The following is a 25,783-nucleotide window of genomic DNA, read 5'->3' as shown; positions in this document are numbered from 1 at the left end:
TTCCACCTTTCTATATAACGGTTTCTTCCCCAATATAAGCTCGAATTACATCCGGATTTCTCTGTATTTCTTCCGGAGTACCAAATCCGATACGTTTTCCAAAATCTAAAACTGCAATATGATCAGATAAATTCATGACGATCCCTAAATCATGCTCGATTAATACAACGGTTATATCCATTACTTCATGCATATCTAGTATGAAACGAGCCATCAAATCTTTTTCTGTATTATTCATCCCAGCCATTGGTTCATCTAATAGTATTAACTCCGGCCCGAGTGCCAGTGCTCTGCCTACTTCCACTCGTTTTTGTAATCCGTAAGGGAGTGTTCCAACTGGAGTATGTCGGATATCTTGCAGTTCTAGAAACTCAATGACTTCTTCTACTTTTTTCCGATGCTCAATTTCTTCTTTTGCCGCTTTGCCAACATAAAATCCTCCGCTTATTGCCCCCGAGTTCATCAATGTATGTCTACCTAACTTTAAATTGTCTAATACTGACATATGAGCAAACAATGCTATATTTTGAAAAGCCCGTGCAATCCCAAGTGTTGTCCGATGATAGGGCTTCATGTTCACTATTTCCTGTCCTTTATAACGGATTGAACCGTTAGTTGGTTGATATAAACCGCTAATACAGTTGAGCATACTTGTTTTCCCTGCTCCATTAGGACCAATAAGTGAGAAGATTTCTCCTTGTTGTATATGATAGGTGACGTCATCTAAAGCTTTTACTCCACCGAATTGTAAAGACACGGCTTCTATCTCTAAAATAGGCTCCACTAGGATTCTCCTTCCAAGGTTTGCTAGATAATTTTTAATATATTCTGAATACTACTTCAGGTTCAACGGCTTTGTCAATCTTATTTATGAAACTTAAGAACTAGTATTTTGTCGATAATTGCATTAAATTGCACATCCGATTCTAATGAAATACAGCATATATTTTTCTATATTATTACAATTAAGTAGTCTATATAACTCATTCCGTTTGGTATTTTATTGAATTCTGTTTTTTCTCCGACATAAAAAAACTCCATCTATGACGATTGGTCATAGATGGAGTTACATAAGTTATTCAACTTTCGACATGATTTTCTTCAATCATGCCTCTTTCAGCATTTGAAATTTTTTCTTTAAATGATGGAGATATATTATTTCACCTGAAAATATTATGTTTAAATAAGTATTCATAGGAAATATCAATGAATAAATACCCATTCGCATTTATTGGCACTGAAAAAGTTCGCGTCATTTCCCCAGTGTCGATGTCGCTATACACATCAGAAAAAACACCATTTTGATCATTGCGCATCGTAATAATCGTTTTCAAAAAGTATGGACGCCAGCTCCAATTTTTATTAATCGCTTCTTTTTGTATATGCCATTCGTTATCGATACGCATAATATTAGGAGATGTTTGAAAACCCTCCTCATCGCAAATATAGAGCCGGAAGGAATAATCATCAAGCGTGTGAGCGAGCACCAGAAGCTGTTCGGTATCATTATTTATAGGCTTTAAATGGTGGATAGATTTTTCTAATATACTCTGCAAACTTTTTAACTCTTTGTAATTTTCTTCAAGTAGTCGTTTTTCTGCGGAGATGAACTGCCGACATTTTTCTTTAAAGCTTTCTTTTAATTGATCACGTGGAATCATTGCTGTATGTACATCAGCTAAATACTTCCCTTGATAATAGCGTCCTCCGTTTTTCCATGCAAATTGAAGTTGATGTACACTATCGATGCCTTCAAATAACATATTTGCACCAATTCTACGCGCCATTGTACTAAGTGATGTGAATAAATCATTTTCCACACCCCAAGACTCATAACTTAACTTTGTTATATTCAACTTCAAAATATTAGGCGATAGCATGTTTATATAATCTAAATGACTTTCTGAACCAACTTGGTTTATAGCAATTTTTATCCCGTATGTCCGGAAATAACGAAGTACATTATTTAGTTCTTTAAATGCACCTTTAAAATCATGCTCCGATACGACGATAACTACGCGTTCAAGCTCATCTTCTGGAATATATTGTTTGATGATATCAAAATAACTTTCCCCGTAGTCGAGCACTAGCAAATTGGCGTTGCAAGGTAAGTAAATATCAAAATCCTTCGCTTCCCTCGTTAATTGAGAAAGCGCAAGACTCCAAATTTTATGTGTCACTTCCACACGGTACTCTTCTGGAATTTCCTCATCATAGGCAAATGAATTCAAGTTCACCTTTTTATCGTCAACGGCCAGCTTACCCGAGATTTCATATGCAATAACTACATGCTCATCCGCACTAAAAATTGGCTGAAAACACACTTTTAGTTTATCTAAATTCGTTAGGACTTCTATTGCATCCATTTACGTAATCCCCCTTAAACTTCAATCGATTTCATCCTCTCTTCATGGTATTCCAATAAAATACGATATGCAATCGAATTGTATATGAAAAACTACCCTTATAGGGGATAGTTTGTGCCAAATAGGAATAGTGAGCCAAAAGGAAATTTCCGCTAGAATTTCCGCTGCAGGGCGGACGCTTTCCGCAGGGTGAGCGATGAGCCATCACCACAGCTCTCGCGTACGTTGTGATGTTTCATCTGTCTCACTCATCCTGCTGGAGTCGCCGCCCTTCCGCTCCAATCCAAAGGAGATTGATAACTAAGCAGGGGCGCTGCCCTAATTCCAGTTTTATATAGTATTTCTAAATATAATATCTAATAAATCGTTGAACGAGACAGGATCAACTGCGAATGCGACAAACAAACTATCCTTCGAACGCGACTAAACGACCGCTGAACGGACAAACTAACTCTCTTATAGCAAAGCCTTCACTTGAAATGAGATGGCATTTTTTAATTAGCTTTTAAATATATTACACAAACTGCTTATATATTTCGAATATGCACTGGAATATTGCGCTTAATTATATAATGTGCATAATATGATTCTAACTATTTAATTGCTAGGAGGATATTGATAAACCTAGTAATCGAATTGTATATCCAAATATAGAGGATTGAAAACAAAATACAAGAAAAGCTTAGGACACCCTATATTTTATGGACTCAATATTTTTTTTGCTCTATAATTACGTCTATATTTCTAAAATACGAACGTTGGGGTGTAAACTTTGAAAAAATATGCGCAAATTTTCCAAGGAACTGCTTTTACAAGTAAGTCACCGAAAGAAGTCGAAATTCTAAACAATTATCTTTTTTGTATTAATGACAACGGAATGATTGAAAAAGTCGTTGCACCAGACGATGCAGATTATCAAGTTTTACTAGATACCTATCAAGGTGAAAAAAACTTTCAACGCTTAGTTGAAGGTCAATATTTCTTACCCGGTTTTGTCGATTTGCACGTTCATGCACCACAATGGGCTCAAGCTGGAACCGCATTAGACATTCCACTCTATGATTGGTTAAACACGTATACCTTCCCAATTGAGTCGAAGTTTTCAGATTTAGATTTCGCGAAAAATGTATACGAGGATGTAGTAAGCACTCTACTTGCAAATGGAACAACTACGGCTCTTTATTTTGCAACTGTTCATAAAGAAGCAAGTTTTTTGCTAGCGAAAATATGTTCAAACAAAGGACAACGCGGTCTAGTTGGGAAAGTTGTGATGGATAATCCCGATCAAAATCCAGACTTTTATCGTGACGCTGATACGCAAACTGCATTAGCTGATACGGAAGAATTTATTTTAGCTGTGAAAGAACTAGCGAAGTCAACCAAACAAGGTGTGTATCCAGTTGTAACCCCGCGTTTCATCCCAAGTTGTACTGATGATGCTTTAAAAGGTTTAGGAGAGCTCGCTACTAAGTACGATACGCATATCCAATCTCATTGTAGCGAAAGCGATTGGGAGCATGGCTATGTACAAGATCGTTTCCAGAAGAATGATGCATTTGCCTTACATGATTTTGGTCTATTACGTGAGAAGTCTGTAATGGCACATTGTAATTTCTTAGATGATAACGATGCACACCTATTTGCTGAAACGGGAACTGCCGTTAGTCATTGCCCAATCTCCAACGCATACTTTGCCAACAGCGTCATTCCAATCGCTCATTTACACACTAAAGGTGTGGAGATAGGTTTAGGATCTGATATTTCTGGCGGTTTTTCGCCTAGTCTTTTCGATAATGCTAGACAAGCTGTAATATCGTCTAGAATGTTAGAAGATGGTGTGAATACAGCTCTCCCTACCGAAGAACGTGGAGTACCAAATTCACGTATCACGATTAATGAAGCATTCTATTTAGCAACTGCTGGTGGAGGAAAAAGTTTAAGTTTACCAATAGGTCGTTTAGAAGAAAACTATACGTGGGACGCACAAATCATCGATACAACATTAACAACTGCAAAAATACCAATTTTTAATGCGAATGAAGATTTAGGGGACGTCTTCCAAAAGATAATGTATTTAGTTCGTCCAGAAAATATTCGTGAAGTCTGGGTACAAGGTGAAAAAGTTCATGAACGCAAATAAGAAAAGCGTAAGCGCCTATTAGAGGAATACAGACTAAGTTCGCGACATCGTGGTGCTCCTGCGCAAAGCTCGTCGCAAAATAAAAAAACATTTCGCAACGACTGCATGACCTACATCCTGCAGGGCTCCGACAGGCAAATGGGGATAGGGTAGGTCTGCAAAGTGCGCCACATCCTGTGGCAAAGCAGACATGACCCGCATCGTGCGGGCCCAGGAGGCAGCTCCTCAGCCACCACAAGTGATTTTGTTTGCGACCCTTAGCGCAGGAGCAGCTTTTTCATATTTGACCCCGAGGGGCAACGTTCTTCTGCGACGAGCTGTGCGCAGGAGCATAGCGTTGGACCAATACTGAGTAAAAAGTATATACTTACTTATCTTTTAATAAAAGGCTCATCATCCAATATGGAAGATGAGCCTTTCCTATATAAACCTTCTTATTCTTGTAAATCTTCAATAGATGTAATGTCCATATAAGATGGGACAACTAAACCGATTTTTACACCTGTCATACTAGTACCAAGATCCTCAAATTTTCCATCAAATTTTTCGGAATACGTTGCATGCGTTATCGGTAACCATGCTGCTAGAGATGCATCCGCGCTGCCATCTGCAATCGCAGTCCACATAGGACCTGCTTCTACTTGTACTGTTGTTACTTTATAGCCCATATCTTCTAACACGATTTTCATCACATTTGTGCTAGCAATTTCGCTATCCCATGCAACAAATGCAAGCTTGATTTCATCTCCATCAACCTTTTCAACACCATCTGTCCATTCAGCAATTTTATCTGCATTTGCGTCTACCCAGTTTTGCGCAGCTACTTCTGGTTTTTCACCTTCTTGGATAGCAATCATAATTTCACCCATATCATCTTCTGACCAGCTGAAGTTTGATAAGATTTGGTGAGCTTCAGGTAAATCTTCTTGTAATCCTGTTCGTCCAATTGTATGGATTTCTTCTTCCCCACCATATGAACCTTTTGGATCTTCAAGATATTTCAAATCGTATTGAGCGAATTTCCAGTGCGGTGTCCAGCCTGTAATAATAATTGGTTTCTCTGCATCATACGCTTTTTTCAAAGCAGCAGTCATCGCAGCACCTGATCCAGAAACTAAATCCCATTTTTCTAATTCATAATCTGTTATGGCACGTTCTGTTGCTTCCATAATTCCAGCACCTGGATCTATTCCTGTAATCTTATAATTGACTGACTCTCCAACTGAACTTGCTCCTGCGTTTGAAGTGTTATCTGTATCCTCATCTGACCCACATGCAGCAAGACCGATGGATAGTAGAGCAATTGCTCCTAAACCTGTAATCTTTTTAGCTAAATTCATTACATTCTTCCCCCTATTTTTTGCTTTCTCATTCCTGCTTGTTGTGTAATACGATCTAATATAATCGCTACAATAACGATGGAAACTCCAGTTTCAACACCTACACCTGTTTTCAATTGTGTCACCGATCGGTAAACTTCTTCTCCAAGTCCCGGTGCACCAACCATTGATGCAATAACAACCATCGACAAGGCAAGCATGATACTTTGATTGACCCCAGCCATAATTGTTGGTTTAGCAAGTGGAATTTGTATTTTCATTAATCGTTGACTCGTCGTAGAACCAAATGCTTCTGTTGCTTCTATTAAATCTTTTGGAACCTGTTCAATTCCTAACATCGTTAAACGAATTGTCGGAGGCATCGCAAAAATGACCGACGCTACTACTCCCGGAACGACCCCAATATTAAAGAAGAAGATGGCCGGTATTAAGTAAACGAATGCAGGCATTGTTTGCATTAAGTCTAGTAGCGGATTGACCACCTTACGAACACTCGCTTTTTGAGAGCCCCAAATACCAATTGGAATACCTATTACAACAGCAAGAAAGACAGAGGTCAATACGAGTGCTAACATTTGAAGCATTGGATACCAATAACCTAAGTAATCAATGAATAAAAGTCCAATTAACGTAAATAAGGCAATTTTTCTTGTGGCAATAAAATAAGCGATTAACGCGAAGATGATTGCAAGTAAAATCGATGGAACCATATCCAGAACGGTTACCGCTCCTTCAACAACCCCTCCCAAGACATTTGCAATTCCGTCTAATACAGAACCAAATGTAGAAACGAGCCAATCGACACCACTATCTATCCAATCTGCAAACGGAAGTCTAGGTAATAATTCATTCATATCATATCTCCTCCGTATTCAATTGGTCTGCCGGTGCGATTATTCCATCATTATTGATAAACTGGTTGTCACCTGATAAAGCACCTATCAGTGCACCACGAATAATAATCCCTAGTAACTTTTGATCTTCACTAATAACTGCTACCGGAATGGACGCAGTGGATACAACATCAAAAAGCTCCGTTAACACAGTATCTGGCGAAATCATTGGAAGATTAGAGATTAATACATCTTCTAGTGACTTATCTGTTTCTGATGCTGCTACCGCATCCTGTGCAGTTACTGCGCCCATTAAACGATTACTTTTATCTACTACATAAATAGAAGAAATTCCGAGTTGTTTCATTAAACGAAGGGCAACGCGAGGTCCTCTGTCCACTTGTATAGCTTCTGCCTTTTTCATAATATGTCCCGCTGTTAATACTTTCGCTAAGTCAACGTCCTCGACGAAGCGTTCTACGTATTCATTCGAAGGACTCATCAATATCTCTTCTGGCGTACCAATCTGAACAATTTCTCCGTCTTTCATCAATGCAATGCGATCTCCAATTCGAAGTGCTTCATCTAGATCATGGGTGATAAAAATAAACGTTTTCCCCATGTCACTATGAAGCTGTAGGAGTTCATTTTGCATATCTTTCCGAATAAGGGGATCTAGTGCACTAAAAGCCTCATCCATCAATAGAATATCTGGATCATTGGCAAGTGCTCTTGCAAGTCCCACGCGTTGTTGCATTCCGCCGCTTAGTTGGTTCGGATACTGATCTTCATACCCAGCAAGGCCAACAAGTTTTAATGATTCGACCGCTTTTATTCGGCGCTGATCTTTTGGTACTCCTTGGATTTCCAAACCATATTCGGTATTTTCAACAATCGTCTTATGTGGAAAGAGAGCAAAGTTTTGAAAAACCATACCTATTTTTTTACGTCTTACTTCACGTAGTTGCTCTTTATTCATCTGAACAATGTCTTCACCATCAAGCAAAATTTGCCCTACTGTCGGATCGATCAATCTGTTCAACATTCTAACTAAGGTCGATTTACCACTTCCTGAAAGACCCATAATGACAAAAATTTCGCCATCGTTTACATCAAAAGTTACATTTTTAACACCTACAGTTGCGCCAGTTGCTTTTAAAATGTCGCTTTTTGATTTCCCTTCTTTTAGAAGCTGTACTGCTCGCTTCACGTTCTTTCCGAAAATTTTCGTAGTATCTTTTACCACGATTTTTTTCTTGATACTTTGTTCGTTCATATACACACTCCTAACTGCTCATAATAAATGAACACCTAATCATTATATATGTAATATGTTTGCAAAACAACCGTAATAACTTTATTCATAGTTTATACAGTAAAAACTGTACAAACTATGAATAAAAAAATTGCTTTTTAAACAAGGATATAATACATTTAATAAAGTCAGCTAGTTTAGTGAAGAGAAGCTGATTTCAGTGGAGGGAAGACGCAAATGGAAGGTCACGAAAAACTCGAAAAAGCACGGGAACGCATTATCGAGACAATTGCACAAAATATACATCTATACGGTTTGGTACCTTCTGCAGGTAGACAGTACGGAATGATGTTTTTTCAAAATGAACCATTAACATTAGATGACATGACGGAAAAGCTTGGGATGAGTAAAACAAGCATGAGTACTTCCGTTAGAGCTTTGTCTGATTTAAAATTAGTAGAACGCGCATGGAAAAAAGGAGTTCGAAAGGATTTATATAAAGTATCAGATGACTGGTATCAAAGTTTTATTGATCTGTTTTCAATTAAATGGCGAAGATCTGTTACGCTTCATTTGGTCGCTATTAAAAAATCATTAGCAGAGCTCGAAGAATTATCAAAAGATCCAACAGTTAACGAGGAATTACAAGAAGAAATCAAGATTGATATCGAAAAACTAAAATATATTAGAAATTATTATGACTGGCTCGAACGTTTGGTTGATGTATTTGAAGATCAGAAGATTTTCGATCTTGTCCCAATCATGAACGATTCACAAGACTGACTAATTAAAAGGCACTGCTGAAAGAAAAAACCTTCTTCAGCAGACCTTTTTTTCATTTCATGTAAAATAAACCACCATTTATAATATCAATTTTAATTCTCGCCTCGTATTGCTCTTCCAATGCCTTTTTTTCCATATCGTAGCATTCTGGCTTGTTTTCTACTCCTGCGTAGAAATGTTCTAAAATTGCTTGATCTTTTTGCCATCTTCCTTTTGCTTCTTCCGCCCATGTGTGATCATCTTGCTGTATTAAATTTTCAACTACAGCATCTAATCTATCTAGCGCACGAAGAGGCTTGATAATATATGGCAATAAAAATGCCCTTTCAGACTTCTGTACATCCAACTCTTTTGTCGCTAACGATTCTTGGAAACCATTTATTACTTCTCCAGTCATTAAATTTATTCCTAAAGAATGGAGCATTTCTTTTGTTCGGTCACAATAATACGATATTTTATAATTCACCCCTAGCCATGGGGTTAATATAGGTCTCGTTTCCAAGTTATTTAATACCTTTTCATACATTTGTACATAGGCACCAAGCTGGTTAGTCGTTTGAAAAAGCTGACTTAGTCTCGGAGAACCGAAATGTACCACTTCTCCTTTTATATCCCTACTAATTTTAGTTTGATCGGTGATTAAAGTTATTTGAGCGGGGTCTGGCACCCCGTTTGTATTTTCTATATACTGCCAATGAAAAGGGCGATTCATAATTTTTTTATCGATATCAACTGTTAATTGAACCGTCATGTAGTGCTCATTACCATCTACTATTTCACAATTATTTTCTTTGAAAAATTTCTGTAAGTAATCGTGAACTTGCTGTGGATACATATTGATCCTCCTCAAATTGTCTTCTTATATGTTGATAAAATATCGTCCAGCTCCCCTACTACTTTTTCAAAGACGTCTAATTTAACGTAAAGTAAGTCTAATATATCTTTTTCAATCGTATTTTCGATTGCTAAATTGTATATATGAACGTCATGTTCTTGCCCTAATCGATGGACACGTCCAATCCGCTGCTCTAACTTCATCGGATTCCATGGCAAATCATAATTTATGACGTGATGACAAAATTGGAGGTTAATCCCCTCACCACCAGATTCGGTTGCGATTAACACTTGAAATTTTTCTTTAAATAGATGCTTCATATAATCTCTTTTACTCTTATTAAACTGCCCGTTGAAGGGTACACTTGTGATGCCTTTGGAATTTAAATACCATTGTAAGTAAACTTGACTGGCTTTATATTCTGTAAAAATAATGACCTTATCATTTGCTTTGGAAATAATCTCATATGCTTTTTCCGCCTTCGAATTTATTTCTAATGTCATTAGTTTTTGAATAATACCGTCAACGAAGTCAATTTCTTCTTGGTTGGTACAGTTTTGACGCATTTTTGTTAACGTCAAATAGGTTGCTTCTTTACTGCTACACATTTCCTTTTGCAAAGTAATCATTGAAAATGCACCTGAAAAGACAGAGGAGACATTTTTAAGTTCCAATATTAAATCATAAACTTCTCTTTCTTCATCTGTAAATTCGATTGGTATTGTTTGAACGCGTCGACTTGTCCATTCAATACCAGTCTCTTCTCTTCTATTTCTTACCATTACTTGATTAACCAATTCTCTTAAGTATTCATCATGTTCTAGACTGTGTTTACTAGCGGAAAACGAAGATTGAAATGTCTCGTAATTACCTAGGTGTCCTGGCTTAAGCAGAGAAATAAGGTAAAATAGTTCAAATACGTTATTTTGAACAGGAGTTGCTGTTAATAACAAACAAAACTTTTTCTTCAAACCTTGAACAAACTCGTAAATTTTCGTTTTATGGTTTTTAAGTTTATGTGCTTCGTCAATAATAATCATGTCATAATTTTGTGCATTTATAAGTTCTTTATGTGGGCTTTTTTTTGCGGTATCCATACTCATAACAATTACATCGTAGTAATCGATTGATGTATTTTTTTTATAGGGAATTGCGGGAATGTAAAACTTGTAGTTCAATTCTTCAACCCATTGATTTATTAAAGAAGCGGGTGCCAAAATTAATACTTTTTTCACAAGCCCACGGATGAGATATTCTTTTAATATCAAACCTGCTTCAATCGTTTTACCAAGACCAACCTCATCTGCTAGAATTGCTTTTCCATTCATCCTAGTGATTACCGTTTCTGCCACATCTAATTGGTGGGCTAGTGGCGTAAGGTTTGGTAAGTATTTAGGCGATTGAAGACCTGAAAAATCCGTTATGAGATTGTCTTTTACTACTTCATAACTCATCTTATACAATGTCCAATTATCCCATTGTTCCTGATTTTCTACTCTATTTGTGAAACCTTCTTTCCATTCAGACGACCTTTCTATTATCATAAAATCACCTCATACAACTTTCTTCTTTCTCTTAGATTGTCCAAAAAAGAAGCACCTATGTTCATATAAACGAGATAAATTTTACAATTAAAAAAGATGGAGCATTTCTCTCCATCTTTTTACTAATTATTTATGAATAACCATTTTTTCGTGCATTCTCTTCATCAACGATCTCTTTTCGAAAGGCTTCAAGACTCTCTTCACGACGTTCATTTTTCTGTTTGAGTGCCTCACGTTCCCTACCATTGGTATAACCCATTAATTCTTCAGCGGCTTCCATATTGTCCTTTGTATTCTTCACCATATCTTGAAGCTTTTCTACATTATCTGAACGATCATCTGGCTTTGGAGTGTTTTTACTCATTTTTGTTCCTCCTTTTTTTCAAAATATGTTCACACGACAATTATAGTCCCCATTCAAACTAAAACTATTCAGCTTAATAATTAACACAAAAAAAGATTATAAATAGCATGAATTAAATGAACAAATTAGGAGAAGATAGAAGAGGAAAAATACTACAAAAGAGGCGAAGAGGATATGTCGATGGAATGGTTTAACAGAGTAACTAGTGAGCTTCAGGAACAATTGGAATCCATTTGTGAGGAATATGACAAAAGTGGACATATGAGTATAAATAAGGCTTCCAAACATCCACGAATTGAATTTTTTGTCGAAACAGATACAGATGAAAGAGAATATTTCTATACTCTGCTTTTCGACCCTCACAATGAAGAATTTTACGAGGAAAATTTTGATACAGTACTCCAACAACCAACACGAATTATTTTAGATGACATAACGGATATCATTGAAGCCATTCATGAAAGCTTTCATGAATTTATGGAAGATGATGACGCCGATTATTATGATTTGGAAGAGGAATACGAAGTTCTAGATGGAGAAATTACGCTTGAAGAAATTGACGTTGAATGGGAAACTCCAGAAGTTACCGCTTTCCATATTGAAGATAAGATTGAAGTAACCTATCAATTTGGTATCGACAGTGCAAATGGAGATGGCGTTCTACGAAGAGTTAACCGTATCTGGACGGAAGACTCCGAGTATTTCGAAGATGAAAGTAACTTTAGCTTTAAAAAAGAAGAGGGAAGTACAATCATCGCAATGATTGCCAGCCATCTCGATAAAATGGTAGGTTATGAAGAAATTATAAACGAATAAATTAAGATCGCGTCTCTGGGTAGAGATGCTTTTTTAATTAAATACTTTTTTAAATTTATCGTTGATAATTACGATATAAAAATAACTTATCAATAAGATAGGTAACTTTTCAATTTCTTTAAGGACAGTAAAAGTGCATCAATAATTTGATTATTAGAATGTATTTTGTGGTAAAAACACATAAATCCTATTCCAGCAATGACTTCTCTAATTGCAAGAGTATTATCTGTCTTTAGTACATCCAATAAAACTGGTAGAATCTCTATTTTCATATGAGCTAAAGTTCTGGCTATAATGTCCCTCGGCAAAGGATAACTTTTCTTATTAAAACCATTAGTAGGTAATACTTTATGTTGATTATTACCTATTCGCCCTAAATATTCGACCATAATCTAAGCAGACTGAACATTACCTTTTGAAAGTGCAGACGATCAACTATTCAATTACCAATATAGTTATTTAACAAGCCTAATTAAATAATATTTAGTAGTAAAATAAAACAATTAAACCGCTTTTTTATATTTATTTAAAAAAAGCATTGCATTTATCAGGAAAACAATTTATAATATAATTTGTCGCTGATAATTATTAGCAAAACATATTAGTAACTCGGAGGAATACCCAAGTTCGGCTGAAGGGATCGGTCTTGAAAACCGACAGGCGGGTCATACCGCGCGGGGGTTCGAATCCCTCTTCCTCCTCCATTTTCACTTTTAAAATTATCAACTATATTATTGTCGCGGGGTGGAGCAGTTCGGTAGCTCGTCGGGCTCATAACCCGAAGGTCACAGGTTCAAATCCTGTCCCCGCAACCAAATGGTCCCGTGGTGTAGCGGTTAACATGCCTGCCTGTCACGCAGGAGATCGCCGGTTCGATCCCGGTCGGGACCGCCATTTTTTTTTGAAATTTATTAGTTTAAGATTTAGGATAAGCAAGCAGCTGAAAAAGAAATGCGAAACTTAACGTAAATCAAAATGGCTCAGTAGCTCAGTCGGTAGAGCAAAGGACTGAAAATCCTTGTGTCGGCGGTTCGATTCCGTCCTGAGCCACCATTATAATGCGGGTGTAGTTTAGTGGTAAAACCTCAGCCTTCCAAGCTGATGATGAGAGTTCGATTCTCTTCACCCGCTCCAATCTTAAAAATGTTAACCTTTCTAAGTATTTAACTTATGAATGGTTATTTTTTTTGCCATTAATTAGAAATAATTTAAGCTAGTTTAAAGGAAAAACGCTTATCACTAGAAAATTCTCCATTCAGATATGTACGTTCCGCAAACATAACTTGATTAGTATGATCTATTAATACAATCGTGGAGCATCGAGTACCGTAATTGGGAATTTTAATAAATAACGGTGATAAATTTCGCTCGAGTTCTATACCTACTCCTGTATTTGGTAGATTATCATCCATAGCAACTTCCGCATCCTTCATAATTGCAAACAGTCCCTCTAGATCGAGCTCCTTTTTACTTGAACTATATGCTTTTAAACCCTCTCTTCCCTTAATAACCTTTGGCCACTCCGTGTTCAAAAATTTATTGCTCAATCCATGAGTTCCAGGATCAATCTCTGTAATTTCCCCCTCAATATTATTATAATAGTGCAGTTTTTCTGGATTACCTAGAATCAAGTTGAATCCATTGTACTTTTCTTTGTCCCTATCTAAGGATTTAAGATATTCTTCTGATGATAGACTTCCAACCAAATATTTTTGAACTATTTCACCACGAGAAATCTTCCCAACACCTACTTCTAATGGATTGCGATAATTCGTTAATGCTGCGAACTTTCCTTCTTTTGTAATACCTAACCAAGTTCCTAACCCGACTAAATCTCGACCTGCCAATAAATTTGGAGCATCCTCCCAAAAGCGTGCAGGTTCCGTTTTCCGATCATAAAACTCATCCCGATTTGCCACAACGATCAGTTTATAGTTTGGGTGGTCATGAAATTGAAAATTAATTAAACACATTTGTAGCCCTCTTTTCCTTGTTTATCTTTATATTTTATAAAATTTAGTAGTCATGTTATCAGATTCCTTATATAGTTATCACTATACATTACTTCATATAAAAGGAGCGATTATTTTGGTATCATCGAAAGACGTAGCAAAGCACGCAGGCGTCTCTCAAACGACCGTTTCACGTGTTTTAAATTCTCCAGAGTTTGTTAAAAAGCCTACTTTTGATAAAGTTATGAAAGCAATCAACGAATTAAACTATGTCCCAAATGGACATGCACGTTCTCTCGTACAAAACAAAACCGGGACAATTGCTCTTTTATCAGGACCACTTCACAATCCATTTTTTGTTGACACGACATCTGCCATCGTCAATTATGCCAATGAAATGGGTTACCGTGTTAATGTACAATTCGTGAATGATGAAAAGTTAAATGAAGCATACGCAACTGCCATCGAGCATAAAGTTGACGGTGTTATTTTATCATGTATATTATTAGACGATCCTATATTCGATAAGCTTTCTCGTATGGATATTCCCTTTATTACATATAATCGAAAACATAAAAACAATGAGTATTTTGTAGAAATCGATAATTTCCAAGCAGGTTATTTATCAGCAAAGCATATGATTGAACAAGGTCATACAGCCATTGCATGGGTTGGTGGAACATTGTCTGTTAGTACATTCAACAACCGGTATCTTGGATTTCTTCAAGCGATGAAAGATAATAAATTACCCCTACCTAAACAGTATATTTTTAATACAGACACTTCCAAACAAGATATTACACGTGCTTTTCATGAATTAATGCAACTGGAACACCGCCCGACTGCCATTTGCGCGGGTGCAGATTCTCTTGCTTTATACTTAATAGACATTGCAATTCAAGAAGATTTCACTGTTCCAGAGGATATCAGTATCATTGGAATTGATAATGTGGATTTGAGTAGACACTGTTTGGTTCAACTTACTACTGTCGGTAGCATCTCTGAGCAAAACCTCGGTTATTTAGCTATTTGCAAATTAATTGAAATGATTGAAAACAAAAATAATAGTTGCATACAAATCACTGAATCTGTTAAAGTGTTTGATAGAAGTACAACGCGGAAAATATAAAACAAACTTTTAGAGGTTTGTTTTATATTTTTAAGTAAAATGAATACGTAACCATTTAGAATACAATATTTTTTCTTTATAAATGGTTACGCATTCATTTCACGTTTTACTGTCTATTTTTTTTATTCAGTTTTGTAAGGGGTTTCAGTTGATGACAGGGGGAGAAATTAGTTTATGAAATGGAAAGATAGGAAATATGGAGAAGAAGCGCCATACATACCAGCAGGGCCTTTTAAAATTCGTTTACCTTTTATTCATTACCGTTTTGAGTGGCCAGACTATGTACAAGGTCTATTAATGTGTGCCGTTGATTTATCGGCGATCCCACTATTAATGACCCTACTCGGAATGCCATTTGAAGTAGCTTTAGCAATTGTAATTTTAAACGGCCTTTTCTATTTAACTCACCACTTACTTGGTGACCCAGTCGTGCCGGGCTGGATTACACCAGCGATACCGTTAATTATGCTGTACTGTCAGCAGTTCCCTGAAGGACCAGAACGAGTCCATGCGCTAATTTCCTTCCAGATGACGCTTGGGTTGCTCTCCATATTCCTTGGTGCGACAGGCTTAGCGACAAAAGTAGTTCAATTAATTCCTTCTGCTATGAAAGCAGGTATTATCCTAGGCGCAGGGCTAGCAGCCGTTATTTCTGTATTCCAAATAGGTGGTAAGTTTGACGATTTTCCTTGGACAATTACAATTGCAATAGGGATTGGTTTCTATCTTTTATTCTCTAAACATTTTGCTACATTCCAAAAAAGCAATCCATTTTGGGGTACAATAGCAAAATTAGGGATCTTCCCAGTTATTATTATCGCGGTAGTTATTGCACCATTATTTGGTGAAGCGCCTTGGCCAAAAATTGAATGGGGATTCTCATCTCCTGATTTCATTACATTATGGAATGAATACACAATATTTGGTTTAGGTTTGCCACCATTACTGATGTTCATTACTGGATTACCTACAGTTTTGGCAGCATATATTGTACTTTTCGGTGACGTACTACAGAACAAAGTATTGGTTGCAGATGGAGCTGCGGCTCGTCCAGATGAAAAACTTGAGTATCAGCCTAGCCGCGCACACTTAATTTTCGGTTTGCGTAATAGTTTCATGAGTATTTTAGGTCCAGACGTTACAATGTGTGGTCCAAACTGGACAGCAATGCAAGTAGTAATGATAGAGCGTTATAAAAAAGGGCGTAAAGCGATGGATTCGTTCTTTGGAGGAATTGGATCATTCCGTTGGGGTACAAATACAGGTTTACTCTTACTACCAATCGTTAGCTTAGTACAACCAATCTTAGGTGTTGCTTTAGCGTTAACTATGTTAATTCAAGGTTACGTAAGTGTGAAAGTTGGTGTACTTGAAGCCCGTAGCCAAACAGATTTAGGTATCGCAGGCATTATTGCTGCTGTTCTTTGTATCAAAGGCGCTACATGGGCATTTGCTGTAGGTATTCTACTTTGCTTATTAATTTACGGTAAAAACTTCTTCAAAGGAGAAGTTGATAATACATTTTCCAAAGATCAACAATCAGTTACAGAAAAAGCATAATAGGAGAGGATGATTTCATGAACAAGCAATACTACGTAAATGGTGAATGGAAGTCTTCAGAAAAAAATGCGGAACTAAAGTCGCCACACACAAAAGAAATTATTGCGCACATTCCACAAGCGACTCGCGAAGAGGTAGAACAAGCAATCGAGGTGGCTGACGCTGCGAAAAAACAAATGGCAGAGCTTACTGCCTATGAGCGTGCACAAATTTTGGAGCATATCGCTCAATTATTTACCGACAATCGTCAAAAAGCCGCTGAAATAATTTCGTTAGAAGCTGCGAAACCGATTAAGTATGCAATAGGTGAAATTGATCGCACAATCGAAACATATAAGTTTGCAGCAGAAGAAGCAAAACGGTTGACTGGTGAAATGATTCCGATGGATGCTGCGAAAAACGGAGCAAATCGATTTGGTTACACAATTGAACAGCCGATAGGAGTAATTGGGGCCATTACACCTTTCAACTTCCCACAAAATTTAGTTGCACATAAAGTAGGTCCGGCAATTGCAGCTGGTAACACAATTGTTTTGAAGCCAGCATCGCAAACTCCCCTTTCAGCACTATTTTTAGCTGAATTGATTGACCAAACAGCTTTACCTAAAGGTGCCTTTAATGTCATTACAGGTAGTGGTAAAACGGTTGGCGATGCTTTAGTTGAAAGCGACAAAGTGAAAATGATTACGTTCACTGGTAGCCCTGCTGTTGGCATCGGCATTCGCAATAAGGCAGGTTTGAAAAAAGTTGCACTTGAGTTGGGTTCAAACGCTGGGTTAATTATCGACAAAGGCGTTGATTTATCTCAAATTGTACCTAAATGTGTCATGGGTGCCTTCTCAAACCAAGGTCAAGTTTGTATTTCGCTGCAGCGTACGTATGTAATGGATGAATTATTTGAGGAATTTCTCAAACAATTTGCTACAACAACGAAGCAACTTGTAATTGGAAGCCCATCCGATGAATCGACAGATATTTCTGCAATGATTCATCCTAGTGAGCAAGATCGTGCTATTAATTGGGTGGAGGAAGCAGTTCAAAACGGGGCTGAAATTGTAACAGGTGGCACAACTGAAAACGGGGTTTTCATGCCAACAATTCTGACGAATGTATCCTCCACTTCTAAAGTTTCTTGCCAGGAAGTATTTGCACCAATCGTCATAGTTAATCGTATTTCATCCGTTGAAGAAGGCATCGCAGCTATTAACGATTCAAACTACGGTCTTCAAGCAGGCATATTTACGAATGACATTCAAACAGCTTTCCTTGCTTCTAAACAATTAGAAGTTGGCGGTGTCATGATTAATGATATTCCAACATACCGTGTGGACCAAATGCCATACGGTGGAGTGAAAGAAAGTGGTACAGGTAAAGAAGGCTTAAAATATGCAATTCATGAAATGACAGAAACAAAATTAGTAGTTTGGAATCACAATTAAGGAGTGAACAGCATGTCTGAAAAAATTACATTCACACCAATTAGTTATACTGGCTGGGATTCACTATCTCACCTATTAGATGAAGTAAATCGCTTTAACGTGAAGAAAATCCTTATCATTACAGATCCATTCTTAAAAGATATCGGATTAACTAATAAAGTCGTAGAACCTCTAGAAAACGCTGGCTACTCTACTGAAGTTTATACAGAAGTAGTACCCGAACCACCATTAGCAATTGGTGAAAAACTTGTTGCATACACGCGTGACAATGAATTCGATATGGTTATTGGTGTCGGGGGCGGTAGTGCATTAGATTTAACAAAACTTGCAGGTGTATTAGCATCGCATGAAGGTAATGTGGCAGATTATTTAAATTTAACTGGCACAAAACAAATTACGAAAAAAGGGCTTCCTACGATATTAATCCCAACTACTTCAGGGACAGGATCAGAAGTAACGAATATTTCTGTCCTTTCTCTTGAAACAACAAAGGACGTCGTCACACATGACTATCTATTAGCAGATGTGGCAATCGTTGATCCTGCTTTAACCATCTCTTTACCACCAAAAGTAACCGCTGCTACAGGTGTCGATGCACTAACTCATGCAGTGGAAGCTTATATTTCGAAAAATGCGAGCCCAATTTCTGATGCACTTGCTTTACAGGCAATTCGCTTAATCAGTAATGCTATCCGAACTGCAGTATCGAACGGCGAAGACAAACAAGCTCGTACAGATATGAGCTACGGAAGCTATCTTGCTGGTCTTGCATTCTTCAATGCAGGCGTTGCAGGCGTTCATGCATTAGCATACCCGATAGGTGGTCAATTCCACATAGCACACGGGGACTCTAACGCCGTATTACTTCCATATGTAATGGGCTACATTCGCCAAAGCTGTGAAAAACGCATGAAAGATATTTACGACGCCATGGGCTTTAGCTCTACAAACCTTTCACAGGAAGAAGCTTCTTATAAATGTGTTGACGAATTAAAACGTTTAGTAGAAGACGTTAATATTCCATCTACATTAAAAGGCTTTAACATTACAGAAGATGCACTAGAGAGCCTAACGAATGACGCGATCGAGCAAAAACGTATTTTAGCACGTAGTCCTATGCCTTTGTTGAAAGACGATATTTTTGCAATCTATAAAGCAGCTTTCGAGGGCATTATTGTTGAAAGATAAATAAACCTAAATAATCCCCCATCTGAGTCGTCACTCAAATGGGGGATTATTTTATATACTAGTGTCTATCTTTCAATTCGTGATATTTTGTAAATTTGATTACTTACTGGCATTGCTTTAAAGCGACGGTAAAACATTGGAAGAACAAGACCTACATAGTCATCTAGAAATCTATGCTCTTTTCTTTCCTCAATCAATACTCTATATTTAGCTGAGGCATTTACTTTAAGATTTTCACTTATAGGAGAGATACTAATCGTCTCTATATGTTGAAGTATTGAAGTATTTGACTGTAATATTTCCTCCACTTTTTTGGGATAGTCTTTTGAATTTGTCAATTCTATCACAAAATGTACTACCGTTATCACTTCAATCACTTGATAACCTCCATGAATCAAAATGATCGTACCCTTTATATGGAACCATAATACTATGCAAAAATAAGAAAATCAACATACTTAGGGAATATGCATTCTTATTATTGCATAGATGTTAACTCACAGCATTCACAGTAAGATTAAAAGGCTATCTTCATGGCGAATTTGACAAAATCTTAATTGTAATTATTTTCTTTTATTAGTTAGAATATGGCTAACCGAGACTAAATTAGCTATGAAAGCGACATAACTACATGTGAACGCGACAAAACCACTCGCGAAGACGACAAAACTGGTCTCGAGTGCGACATAATCTCATAATAAAAGGGCTAGAGCTCACATATTGATATACTACCCAATAATGACTGTAGTTCTGTTAAAATAAGAGAAGTATCATAAATATTAGAACTGGAATGGTGAATTAACGTTGAAAACATTTAAAAAAATGTATATTGAAATCACAAGTGTATGTAACCTTGCTTGTAGCTTCTGCCCTCCAACTGCAAGGAAGGCAAATATTCTCAAAGTAGATAAATTTAATGAAATACTGGATCAGATCAAACCACACACGAAATATATTTATCTACATGTTAAAGGAGAGCCCCTTCTCCACCCGAGAGTCGATCAATTATTAGATGCGGCTCATGCCAAAGAATTTAAAGTAAATATAACAACAAATGGGACACTCCTGAAAAAGAATAGACATAAACTTTTAGGTAAACCAGCGCTACGACAAATGAACTTCTCGCTCCATAGTTTTGATGGACATGAAGGTTCTACCGACCGCGAAGGATACTTAGCAGAAATTCTTTCGTTCGCAAAAGAAGCAGCGGCACAAGGAGTCCTCATCTCATTCCGCTTATGGAATTTAGACCCCCTTCATGCTACAAGCGAACAAAAGAGAAAAAACCAAGAAACATTACAAATATTGGAAAAAGAATTTAACTTAGATTACAAAATTGAAGAAAAAGTTGTTCCTGGTAGTGGAGTTAAAATTGCAGACCGCATTTATATTAACCAAGACCACGAATTCCAGTGGCCAAGTTTACTCGCACCAGAAGACGATGGCAAAGGATTTTGTCATGCCCTTCGTAGTCAAGCAGCTATCCTTGTCGATGGAACAGTCGTACCTTGCTGTCTAGACGGAGAAGGTGTGATTGACCTCGGTAACATTAATGACAAGCCCTTCTCAGAAATTATCGAAGGAGAAAGAGCAAATAATCTTTATGATGGTTTTTCTAGAAGAGAAGCTGTGGAAGAAATGTGCAGGAAGTGCGGTTATCGGAAGAGATTCGGAGCATAAGGCTATTCTAGAATAAAGTGATTAAATCCTCATATATAGCCCTCTACTCGAACGAAATTGCTCGATTAGAGGGCTTTTTTCTATTCTATCCACAAGCTAGTATTGACTGCGTTCTATAATTTTTCTCGCTTGCTCTACGACAGGTAAATCAACCATCTTACCATCGAGTTCAAATACGCCTTTTCCTGCTTTTTTGTATTCTTCATAGGCCGTTACAATTTGTTGTGCTTTTTCAATTTCCGTTTGTGTCGGTCTAAATACATTATTTACTATACTTATTTGACTTGGATGTATAACTAGTTTCCCTTGAAAACCTAATTCCTTGATAAGCCTCGTTTCTCTTGTTAATCCTTCACTATCTCTAAAGTCACTAAATACGGTATCGATAGGACTTTCTATACGAGCTGCTCTAGAGGCTATGACAAGTTGAGAACGTGCAAATAATAATTCTAAACCATTGGAAGTGATTTCACCTTTAATATCTAATGTGAAATCTATTGATCCAAATGCTAAAGATCGAACTCTCTTACTGGAACTAGCGATATTAAAAGCATTATGAACACCTAAGGCAGATTCAATTAACGGAATTAAGTGAATCTCTCCTATAGCTATGTCATACTCTTTTTCCTTTTCTTCTATAATTTTAGATACGAATTGAATTTCCTCTTTTGTCTCCGCTTTTGGTAACACAATTCCTTTCACGCCTGGTATGATAACCTCCATCAAATCATCATACATATAAGGTGATGGCATTGCATTAATACGTATATAGTTATTAAGAGTCGGATGATTTTGAATGTGGCTAATTACTTTTTTACGCGCTTCTTTTTTTTCTGTATTGGCAACGGCATCTTCCAAATCATAGATGTATACATCGGCATTAATTGAAACCGCTTTACTTAACTTTTTTTCATCCGATCCAGGAATAAACATCCATGTCGTAGATTTCCCCATTTACAATCCCCCAATCTACTCTTCTATTAAAGAACATTACGCTTCTTATATTCAGTAATCGTTTCTTCCTTCCAACCTAACTCAGTTAAAATAGTCTCTGTATGTTCTCCAACAGTTGGTATAGGATTCATGACATACTCGACATCATTAAACGTAACTGGTGGCAATAAAGCTTTTAGTCTTCCAACTGGAGATTCGACTTCGGTCCAACGATTTCTCGCCTTAAGTTGAGGGTGTTCTATGAAATCTTTTACGGTATTTAAACTTGCATTAGCAATTTTAGAATCTTCTAGTTTGTTAATAATATATTCTGATTCAAACTTGGTAAACTCGTCTTCAATTATTTCCTTCAGTAACTCTTGGTTTTTAAATCTTTTAGAATTCACATTAAATCTTTCATCTGTTGTTAATTCAGGAATATTTAATACCTTTTCACAAAAATTTTTCCATTCCCGCTCATTTTGTATGCTTAAAAACACATACTTATCATCTTTCACCTTAAATGGACCATAAGGGTAAATAGTAGAATGACTTGCACCTGTTCTTTTAGGTTCGGATTCTCCATACTCTGAATAATACATTGGGAAACCCATCCATTCACCAAGTGCCTCGAGCATAGAAACTTCCAATATCTTACCTTTCCCATCTTTTTGCCGAGCAAATAATGCAGCTAGAATACCTGAATAAGCATACATTCCAGTTGCAATATCGGCGATAGCAACCCCTGATTTCGATGGAGTATCTTCTGTCCCTGTAATGGCCATAGCCCCTGATTCACACTGAATTAATAGGTCATATGCTTTCTTATTTGCATACGGTCCTGAAGAACCATATCCTGATATTCCACAAATTATTAACCCGGGATACTTTTTTAATAGATCAGAATCATTAAATCCTAAACGATCCATAGCACCTGGAGCTAAGTTTTGGATAAACACGTCTGCTTTACTTAGTAAACTATCTAATATTTCCTTACCTTCCTCGTGTTTCAAATCGATTGAAATAGATTCTTTTGAACGATTCAGCCATACAAAATGACTAGCCATTCCCTTCACTTCAGAATCGTAGTGTCTTGCAAAATCTCCTGTTTCTGGTCTTTCTACTTTTATGACTCTTGCCCCTAAGTCAGCTAGTTGCCTACTGGCAAAAGGTGCTGCTACAGCTTGTTCTACAGATACGACCGTAATTCCTTCTAACGGTAACATTTCAAATTCCTCCAGTTACTTTTATTGTTCCTAATTAAATATGCCTCGTCGAATTTGCTTCCGCTTCTCTTCGTTCAGCTCCGCAGGAAAAGCAATGCTTCCGCTTCTCTTCGTTCAGCTCCGCAGAAGTTATAATGGAATCACACCAGTAAGTAACGCAACGATAGTCATTACAATCGTACTTCCAAACGCCCACATAAAAGTATGCTTTTGATGTTGACCCAAACTAACACCTGAAAGGCCAAGTAAAACAAAAACAGAAGGATTTAAAGGACTTAAAGAAAATCCTGTAGTTCCGTTACCTAGTAGAGCAGCTTTTCCAACATCCAATGGATCAACTCCGAAGTTTACAGCAGTCTCGCTTAATATTGGAAGAACGCCATAATAGAAAGCATCCGGTGAAAACACTAGACTAAGTGGCATGCTCAGTACCGCTACAACAACAGGTAAATGACTACCTAACCAATCGGGAATAATAGATACAGTTGTCGAAGCCATCGCTTCTATCATTTTCGTTCCAGTTAAAATACCTGTAAATATACCCGCTGCAAATATTGTCGATACTACAGAAACCATACTAGTAGCATGTGATGCAAATTGTTCTTGCTGAGATTTCACATCTCTACAGTTTACTAACAGTGCAATTGCAAAAGCTATCATGAATAAAATGGATGTTGGAATAATATCCATAATTAATATAGTTATCAATAAAACAGTTAATATTAAATTAAACCAAAAGAGTTTTGGAAGCCTCACTTTTATTGTTTCGGTTTCTAAACTAGCAGCAAGTTCTGCATAAACTTGGCCATTAAAACTAAGCATTCCAAGTCTTTTCCTCTCTTTTTTCCCAAATAGGAAAGCTACAAACACTACCCAAATCATTCCCGCTAACATTGGAATAATTAAAGGATTAAATAGTTCGGAAGCCTCCGCATCTAAAGTTACCAATGCCCTTGCTAAAGGGCCTCCCCAAGGAATAATATTCATTACCCCGGCCCCTAAAGCTACGACACCAACCAAAACGACTACATTCATTTTTAAACGCTTATATACTGGTAGTAAAGCTGTTATCGTGATCATAAAAGTAGCAGAACCATCGCCATCTAAAGCAACAATTAACGTAATAATAGCTGTTGCCACTACGATTTTTAATGGATCGCCTTTTGCAAATCTCAACAGGGTTGAAATCATTGGATCAAACAGACCTTTATCTATCATTAAACCAAAATATAAAATAGAGAAACCTATCATTATTGCCGTAGGTGCAACCTTTATGATACCGGCTAGCATCATATCTCCCATTTCCATTCCAAAACCAGCTATAATTGCGAAAACAATAGGTATAATAATAAATGCTATTAGTACGGATATTCGGTTAGTCATTACCAACAATAAAAATACGCCAATCATAAGAAAGCCCAAAATAGCCATAAACAAATCCCCCTTGTATATGAAAACAACCCATCCCAAGTTATTTTTATATTTATTATTTTATGTTCATATATTTTTAATTTTATGTAGATGTCCCGTTAAGTCTCTTGCTGTAAAACTTTTAATTAACTCTACACATTCCATCAATTTAGAAAGATCAATTCCTGTCTCAATTCCCATTTCATGAAGCATAAACACAAAGTCTTCCGTTGAATCATTACCAGCTGCTCCTGGAGCGAAAGGACATCCCCCTAGACCTCCAATAGAAGTGTCAAAAGATGCTATTCCAGCTTGTAAAGCCGCTAATGCGTTAGCTTTTGACAATCCATAAGTATCATGAAAATGTGCTGTGATTTTAGCCTTTGGTGACTTATCTAACACAGTAGAAAATAATTCAAATACTTGTTTTGGATTCGCTTTTCCAACTGTATCGCATAAAACAATTTCATCTACCGAAAAGCTTTCTAACAGATCAACTACTCTAAGTACATTCTCTATAGGTACATACCCCTCAAACGGACAATAAAATGCTGTTGAAATATCAAATCGGATAAATTTTTGTTGTTCTTTAGCACGTTCAATTACTTTCGATAATTGTGAAATGGATTCCGAAACAGACATCCGTACGTTTTTATTATTGAACGTTTCACTTGCAGCTACAAACAAAGCAATATCATTTACACCTATTTCTTCTGCTATTTGATAACCCCTAAGATTCGGTATTAAAGCCATTTGCTGCACACCATTATCTTTTTGTATGTTTTTAAAAACTTCCGCCGAATCGGCCATTTGTGGAACATGTTTAGGAGATACAAAAGAAGTAACTTCCATTCTTTTAATTCCTGTTGTGCTAAGTAAATTTATTAGTTCTATTTTACTTTCTGTAGGAATCATTACTTTCTCATTTTGTATTCCATCTCTAGGTCCAACTTCTATTATTTCAACAAACTTTGGAATATTCATATACTC

The 25,783-nt window shown here is 36.9% G+C and carries 23 protein-coding genes and 5 tRNA genes; 13 read left to right on the top strand and 15 right to left on the bottom strand.

From position 1 onward, the window contains the following. Positions 1–10 precede the first annotated feature (10 nt). Entirely contained in the window at positions 11–784 is a 774-nt protein-coding gene (locus BMZ04_RS13620) for an ABC transporter ATP-binding protein (RefSeq protein WP_093271614.1), read from the bottom strand. Positions 785–1,160: 376 nt separating this feature from the next. Continuing rightward, positions 1,161–2,366 carry an EAL domain-containing protein gene (locus BMZ04_RS13615; RefSeq protein ID WP_093271610.1) on the bottom strand — a complete coding sequence of 402 codons (1,206 nt, stop codon included), beginning with the start codon at positions 2,364–2,366 and terminating at the stop codon, positions 1,161–1,163. Positions 2,367–3,138: 772 nt separating this feature from the next. Between BMZ04_RS13615 and guaD the strand changes: the two genes are divergently transcribed. Next, the gene (guaD, locus tag BMZ04_RS13610; RefSeq protein ID WP_093271605.1) at positions 3,139–4,506 is read left to right on the top strand and encodes a guanine deaminase; all 1,368 of its coding nucleotides are present in this window, start codon (positions 3,139–3,141) and stop codon (positions 4,504–4,506) included. A gap of 434 nt (positions 4,507–4,940) precedes the next feature. On the opposite strand, the gene BMZ04_RS13605 is transcribed toward guaD, so the two are convergent. The 3 genes from BMZ04_RS13605 to BMZ04_RS13595 are packed head-to-tail and all read right to left on the bottom strand — an operon-like array spanning position 4,941 to position 7,955. After that, positions 4,941–5,846 (bottom strand): glycine betaine ABC transporter substrate-binding protein, encoded by a 906-nt coding sequence (locus BMZ04_RS13605; protein ID WP_093271601.1) that lies wholly within the window; start codon positions 5,844–5,846, stop codon positions 4,941–4,943. Continuing rightward, positions 5,846–6,700, bottom strand: a complete 855-nt coding sequence (locus BMZ04_RS13600) for an ABC transporter permease (RefSeq protein ID WP_093271598.1) — start codon at positions 6,698–6,700, stop codon at positions 5,846–5,848. The genes BMZ04_RS13605 and BMZ04_RS13600 overlap by 1 nt, the downstream gene beginning before the upstream one ends. A gap of 1 nt (position 6,701) precedes the next feature. After that, on the bottom strand, positions 6,702–7,955 hold the full coding sequence (locus tag BMZ04_RS13595) for a quaternary amine ABC transporter ATP-binding protein (RefSeq protein ID WP_093271595.1): 1,254 nt from the start codon (positions 7,953–7,955) through the stop codon (positions 6,702–6,704). Positions 7,956–8,171: 216 nt separating this feature from the next. Between BMZ04_RS13595 and BMZ04_RS13590 the strand changes: the two genes are divergently transcribed. Beyond that, positions 8,172–8,717, top strand: a complete 546-nt coding sequence (locus BMZ04_RS13590) for a GbsR/MarR family transcriptional regulator (protein WP_093271592.1) — start codon at positions 8,172–8,174, stop codon at positions 8,715–8,717. A 52-nt stretch (positions 8,718–8,769) separates the two neighbouring features. On the opposite strand, the gene BMZ04_RS13585 is transcribed toward BMZ04_RS13590, so the two are convergent. The 3 genes from BMZ04_RS13585 to tlp form a co-directional block, all read right to left on the bottom strand. Further along, positions 8,770–9,552: a YqhG family protein gene (locus BMZ04_RS13585; protein WP_093271588.1), complete on the bottom strand. Its 783-nt coding sequence runs from the start codon at positions 9,550–9,552 to the stop codon at positions 8,770–8,772. An 11-nt stretch (positions 9,553–9,563) separates the two neighbouring features. After that, entirely contained in the window at positions 9,564–11,096 is a 1,533-nt protein-coding gene (locus tag BMZ04_RS13580) for a DEAD/DEAH box helicase (protein ID WP_093271585.1), read from the bottom strand. Positions 11,097–11,226: 130 nt separating this feature from the next. Beyond that, positions 11,227–11,460, bottom strand: a complete 234-nt coding sequence (gene tlp, locus BMZ04_RS13575) for a small acid-soluble spore protein Tlp (RefSeq protein WP_093271582.1) — start codon at positions 11,458–11,460, stop codon at positions 11,227–11,229. A 174-nt stretch (positions 11,461–11,634) separates the two neighbouring features. On the opposite strand from tlp, the gene BMZ04_RS13570 reads away from it, so the two are divergent. Further along, a complete protein-coding gene (locus tag BMZ04_RS13570; protein WP_093271577.1) occupies positions 11,635–12,276 on the top strand; it encodes a hypothetical protein in 642 nt (213 codons plus the stop codon). Positions 12,277–12,365: 89 nt separating this feature from the next. On the opposite strand, the gene BMZ04_RS13565 is transcribed toward BMZ04_RS13570, so the two are convergent. Next, complete coding sequence (locus BMZ04_RS13565; protein ID WP_255367916.1) at positions 12,366–12,665, bottom strand: hypothetical protein; 300 nt, start codon at positions 12,663–12,665, stop codon at positions 12,366–12,368. A 222-nt stretch (positions 12,666–12,887) separates the two neighbouring features. Between BMZ04_RS13565 and BMZ04_RS13560 the strand changes: the two genes are divergently transcribed. From BMZ04_RS13560 to BMZ04_RS13540, 5 genes are all read left to right on the top strand, one after another. Beyond that, positions 12,888–12,980: transfer RNA gene (locus BMZ04_RS13560), tRNA-Ser, on the top strand. Between the two features lie 34 nt (positions 12,981–13,014). After that, a tRNA-Met gene (locus BMZ04_RS13555) sits at positions 13,015–13,091 on the top strand. Between the two features lie 3 nt (positions 13,092–13,094). Beyond that, positions 13,095–13,170: transfer RNA gene (locus BMZ04_RS13550), tRNA-Asp, on the top strand. A gap of 83 nt (positions 13,171–13,253) precedes the next feature. After that, positions 13,254–13,329, top strand: a tRNA-Phe gene (locus BMZ04_RS13545). A gap of 7 nt (positions 13,330–13,336) precedes the next feature. Further along, positions 13,337–13,410 (top strand) — tRNA-Gly (locus tag BMZ04_RS13540). Positions 13,411–13,484: 74 nt separating this feature from the next. Here BMZ04_RS13540 and BMZ04_RS13535 read toward each other — a convergent pair. After that, positions 13,485–14,249 (bottom strand): NRDE family protein, encoded by a 765-nt coding sequence (locus BMZ04_RS13535; protein WP_093271572.1) that lies wholly within the window; start codon positions 14,247–14,249, stop codon positions 13,485–13,487. A 115-nt stretch (positions 14,250–14,364) separates the two neighbouring features. On the opposite strand from BMZ04_RS13535, the gene BMZ04_RS13530 reads away from it, so the two are divergent. From BMZ04_RS13530 to BMZ04_RS13515, 4 genes are all read left to right on the top strand, one after another. Next, positions 14,365–15,357: a LacI family DNA-binding transcriptional regulator gene (locus BMZ04_RS13530; protein ID WP_093271568.1), complete on the top strand. Its 993-nt coding sequence runs from the start codon at positions 14,365–14,367 to the stop codon at positions 15,355–15,357. A gap of 174 nt (positions 15,358–15,531) precedes the next feature. Next, entirely contained in the window at positions 15,532–16,917 is a 1,386-nt protein-coding gene (locus BMZ04_RS13525) for a permease family protein (protein ID WP_093271565.1), read from the top strand. A 17-nt stretch (positions 16,918–16,934) separates the two neighbouring features. Then, complete coding sequence (locus tag BMZ04_RS13520; RefSeq protein ID WP_093271561.1) at positions 16,935–18,356, top strand: aldehyde dehydrogenase family protein; 1,422 nt, start codon at positions 16,935–16,937, stop codon at positions 18,354–18,356. Positions 18,357–18,368: 12 nt separating this feature from the next. Then, positions 18,369–19,544 carry an iron-containing alcohol dehydrogenase gene (locus BMZ04_RS13515; protein ID WP_093271554.1) on the top strand — a complete coding sequence of 392 codons (1,176 nt, stop codon included), beginning with the start codon at positions 18,369–18,371 and terminating at the stop codon, positions 19,542–19,544. Positions 19,545–19,609: 65 nt separating this feature from the next. Here the strand turns inward: BMZ04_RS13515 and BMZ04_RS13510 are convergent, their stop codons facing one another. Then, positions 19,610–19,921 carry a hypothetical protein gene (locus tag BMZ04_RS13510; protein ID WP_093271550.1) on the bottom strand — a complete coding sequence of 104 codons (312 nt, stop codon included), beginning with the start codon at positions 19,919–19,921 and terminating at the stop codon, positions 19,610–19,612. Positions 19,922–20,348: 427 nt separating this feature from the next. On the opposite strand from BMZ04_RS13510, the gene BMZ04_RS13505 reads away from it, so the two are divergent. After that, positions 20,349–21,224: a radical SAM/SPASM domain-containing protein gene (locus BMZ04_RS13505; RefSeq protein ID WP_093271545.1), complete on the top strand. Its 876-nt coding sequence runs from the start codon at positions 20,349–20,351 to the stop codon at positions 21,222–21,224. A 96-nt stretch (positions 21,225–21,320) separates the two neighbouring features. On the opposite strand, the gene BMZ04_RS13500 is transcribed toward BMZ04_RS13505, so the two are convergent. The 4 genes from BMZ04_RS13500 to BMZ04_RS13485 form a co-directional block, all read right to left on the bottom strand. Next, positions 21,321–22,178: an HpcH/HpaI aldolase/citrate lyase family protein gene (locus tag BMZ04_RS13500; RefSeq protein ID WP_093271541.1), complete on the bottom strand. Its 858-nt coding sequence runs from the start codon at positions 22,176–22,178 to the stop codon at positions 21,321–21,323. Positions 22,179–22,204: 26 nt separating this feature from the next. Then, positions 22,205–23,383, bottom strand: coding sequence for a CaiB/BaiF CoA transferase family protein (locus BMZ04_RS13495; protein ID WP_093271538.1), 1,179 nt, complete (start codon positions 23,381–23,383; stop codon positions 22,205–22,207). A 129-nt stretch (positions 23,384–23,512) separates the two neighbouring features. After that, on the bottom strand, positions 23,513–24,814 hold the full coding sequence (locus tag BMZ04_RS13490) for a CitMHS family transporter (RefSeq protein ID WP_093271534.1): 1,302 nt from the start codon (positions 24,812–24,814) through the stop codon (positions 23,513–23,515). A gap of 66 nt (positions 24,815–24,880) precedes the next feature. Beyond that, positions 24,881–25,777: a hydroxymethylglutaryl-CoA lyase gene (locus BMZ04_RS13485; protein WP_093271530.1), complete on the bottom strand. Its 897-nt coding sequence runs from the start codon at positions 25,775–25,777 to the stop codon at positions 24,881–24,883. Positions 25,778–25,783: the final 6 nt, after the last annotated feature.

Origin of the sequence: Psychrobacillus sp. OK032, from assembly GCF_900111345.1 — a bacterium.
GTDB lineage: Bacteria > Bacillota > Bacilli > Bacillales_A > Planococcaceae > Psychrobacillus.
The sequence above is the reverse complement of the archived record's forward strand: the minus strand, read 5'-3'. Positions and strand labels throughout refer to the sequence as shown.